At 53.6% G+C, this 2988-nt stretch carries 4 protein-coding genes and 3 tRNA genes; all 7 read right to left on the minus strand.

Annotation, left to right across the window (positions count from 1 at the left end; translation table 11 throughout):
- A partial coding sequence (locus tag BLO97_RS30385) for a GTP-binding protein (protein WP_256326681.1) occupies positions 1-143 on the minus strand: 143 nt, incomplete at its 3' end.
- 84 nt (positions 144-227) lie between these two features.
- Positions 228-303 (minus strand) — tRNA-Thr (locus BLO97_RS30390).
- Positions 304-329: 26 nt separating this feature from the next.
- Positions 330-403 (minus strand) — tRNA-Gly (locus BLO97_RS30395).
- A 24-nt stretch (positions 404-427) separates the two neighbouring features.
- Positions 428-512 (minus strand) — tRNA-Tyr (locus tag BLO97_RS30400).
- Between the two features lie 142 nt (positions 513-654).
- Positions 655-1110: a hypothetical protein gene (locus BLO97_RS30405; protein ID WP_063324138.1), complete on the minus strand. Its 456-nt coding sequence runs from the start codon at positions 1108-1110 to the stop codon at positions 655-657.
- Positions 1111-1118: 8 nt separating this feature from the next.
- A complete protein-coding gene (locus BLO97_RS30410; protein WP_092151216.1) occupies positions 1119-1868 on the minus strand; it encodes a pantothenate kinase in 750 nt (249 codons plus the stop codon).
- Positions 1858-2814 (minus strand): bifunctional biotin--[acetyl-CoA-carboxylase] ligase/biotin operon repressor BirA, encoded by a 957-nt coding sequence (birA, locus tag BLO97_RS30415; RefSeq protein ID WP_092151219.1) that lies wholly within the window; start codon positions 2812-2814, stop codon positions 1858-1860. Before birA ends, BLO97_RS30410 begins: the two co-directional genes overlap by 11 nt.
- Between the last annotated feature and the right edge of the window lie 174 nt (positions 2815-2988).

The raw sequence follows: 2988 nt of genomic DNA on the forward strand, positions 1-2988 counted from the left end.
TCGAAGTCAACCTTGGCCGAACCGAAAACTTCGGAGCAGACACGGGTCAGAGCAGCGGTCAGCGTGGTTTTACCGTGGTCAACGTGACCGATGGTACCGACGTTGACGTGCGGCTTATTACGTTCGAACTTTTCCTTAGCCATCGAAATCACCCCTAGGAGAAGAATTTAGCGAGTCACACAAGCCATTAAAACAAAGGCAGATATTTTCATATCTGCCTTGTTATATGGAGCTCTTGAGCGGATTTGAACCGCTGACCTCACCCTTACCAAGGGTGTGCTCTACCAACTGAGCTACAAGAGCGAAACACTTTGCACAACCTGCAAACTTGGAGCGGGTAGCGGGAATCGAACCCGCATCATCAGCTTGGAAGGCTGAGGTTCTACCACTAAACTATACCCGCGGAGCTTGCAGCTCACGCTAAAAATGGTGGAGGGGGAAGGATTCGAACCTTCGAAGTCGTAGACGTCAGATTTACAGTCTGATCCCTTTGGCCGCTCGGGAACCCCTCCTAAGCGAGCCGGCATTCTATATCATGCCAGCCTTCTGTCAAGCATTTTCTCATTAAAAACCTGAGGTTAGCTGCGTTGACGTCGCTTCGTACCGCTAACCTTTAAAGGTCTTCGCTGCGAAGCGGGCGCCATTCTATGCAAACTACCCAGCGGGTGCAACCCCCTCGCACGGCATTATTTTATGTTTTAACTCATTGAATTCTTTAGAAAGGTTTTGAAGCAACGCTTCATTCACCTTTCCCACGCTTTCCTGGGAAACCTGAACCCAGAATCCCCCACCCTCAGGGGCATTTGGCGAGTTCGGCGCAGCAGAACGACTTACGACGCCCGAGGCAGCCAATCGCTGCTCCAACTGCCTGGCCAGCTCCGGACGAACAAAACCACCCAAGTAAACACAAGTCTTTTGCGCCTCACCGGATTTACCCAGGTCGCGCCTGACAAGCGCATCCGCCGTTTCGCTCAACAGGTGAATATCCTGCTGCGAACCGCGGTACAAACTGAGCGGAGTCACATCCTTGGCGCGAAGCGGGGCCTCCTGCTGATGCCAGATGTAGTAGAAGACATTCAAAACCAGCAACAACAGAAACAACCACCGCATAGAAAACCTCAAGACAAGGGACAGGCCATCGCCAAACCGACAAAAACCAGGTCGGGCACCACCTTGGCATCAGGAACAACCCCGGAAACCAGATTGGCGTCCCCACCCGTGAGAAACACCACGAAATCCTCCCCCCAATATTGCTGCGCCAATTCAAGCTGAGTCAGGACAAACCCCCTGAGCATCAGCATGCAACCGCGCTCGACCGCTTCGACAGTTGTCCGACCTGGAGCGAGACTTTCATGGGCACGCTCGGCAGCCATATCGTCATAGCGAATTCTTCGCGTATGAGTACGCAGTTGGTTACGCATCAAAGGCATGCCCGGACAAATGAATCCACCGAGATGCTCACCATCCGCCGCCACAAAATCAGCCGTAATGGCAGTACCGAAATCAAGGACCAGGCACGCGCCTGAAGCAAGATGGTACCCACCCAGCAAGGCCAACCATCGATCAAGCCCCAACCGCTCGTAATCCTGGTAGCCGTTTTTCACCCCCGCCATTTCTCGGGCAGGCACAGCGCGGGTCACCGACACCCCAAATACATCAACGAGAGAGGCGACCAATGAATCCGTCTCCTCCGGAGTCCTTACACTAACAAGACGACATTTCTTGAGTTGGAACTTCTCGGCATGGCTCAGGCTCACCAGCAAATCGCTGTCAGAGCTGACCACGCCACCTTCGACCGGCGTCACCCCATCGGCACGAAGAACACGCCATTTGATAAAGCTATTGCCGCAGTCAAGCTCAAGAATCATCACGCAACCTCAGGCTGAGCTCACCACCGCTAAAGTTTTTTTCCACACCGTCTACCTTCAAACGCAGCGCACCCTGGTGATCAATGCCCAGCACAATACCGTCAATTTTATTAACACCGGCAATCAGGGAGACAGCCCTGCCCTGCCAAAGATGGTATTGCTCCCACTCCGACTGTATTGCAGCAAACCCCGATGCGTGATGAAGCCTCAGATAGCGCTGAAGCTTCGCACCCAATCGTGCGACCAGCTCATTTCGATCAAAATCCCTTCCTGCCTCAAGACACATGGATGTCCATTGCTGGTCGACCTCATCAGTCGATTGCATATTCACATTAATCCCCACCCCAAGGACAACGTGACAAACGTCCGCAGGATCCCCCACCAACTCAAGCAAGATGCCGGCGATCTTTTTCTCTCCCACCAGGACATCATTAGGCCATTTCAGCCCCGCCTCAGCGATCCCCATATCACGCAGGGCATGCATGACAGCAAGCCCGACGACCAGGCTCAGCCCTTCGATCTGTCGCATACCGCCGTCAATGCGTAGCACTAGGCTGTGGTAGAGGTTTTCGGCGAACGGACTGACCCACTTACGACCACGACGACCACGACCAGCGATCTGTCGCTCAGCCAAAACCATGAACGGCGCCGCCGCCCCACGCTCGATCAAACGCAGCGCCTCGGCGTTGGTCGAGTCAATAGCGTCAAAGATATGGACAGGCCACTCGCGAAGGCCTTTTGCGCAAATCTCTGCAGCATCCAAAAGCACCAGAGGCTTAGCCAACTGATACCCCCTACCTCGAACCTTATGAACAGACAACCCTATTTCTGCTTCCAAGTGCTGTAATTGCTTCCATACAGCACTACGACTGATACCCAGCGCAGCACCCAGCGCCTGCCCTGAATGAAAGCGACCATCCTTCAGAAGTTTTAGCAACGTGAGCATGCGGACTGCGCCCTGATAATGAGGCCCGCATGATAGCCATGCGCAAGACAGTTGCATAGAAACACAAAATGACTTTCCCGCGGGCAAAACAAAACCCCTACCTGCATCAGCAGATAGGGGTTTCGGAATTTAATCTTGACGATGACCTACTCTCACATGGGGAAACCCCACACT

The sequence above is a fragment of the Pseudomonas sp. NFACC05-1 genome (assembly GCF_900100135.1).
GTDB classification, from domain to species: Bacteria; Pseudomonadota; Gammaproteobacteria; order Pseudomonadales; family Pseudomonadaceae; genus Aquipseudomonas; species Aquipseudomonas fluorescens_Q.

Coding starts and splice junctions, on each gene's coding strand:
- BLO97_RS30405 (WP_063324138.1), bottom strand. CDS start 1,110: ATGCGGTGGTTGTTTCTGTTGTTGCTGGTTTTGAATGTCTTCTACTAC.
- BLO97_RS30410 (WP_092151216.1), bottom strand. CDS start 1,868: ATGATTCTTGAGCTTGACTGCGGCAATAGCTTTATCAAATGGCGTGTT.
- birA (WP_092151219.1), bottom strand. CDS start 2,814: ATGCTCACGTTGCTAAAACTTCTGAAGGATGGTCGCTTTCATTCAGGG.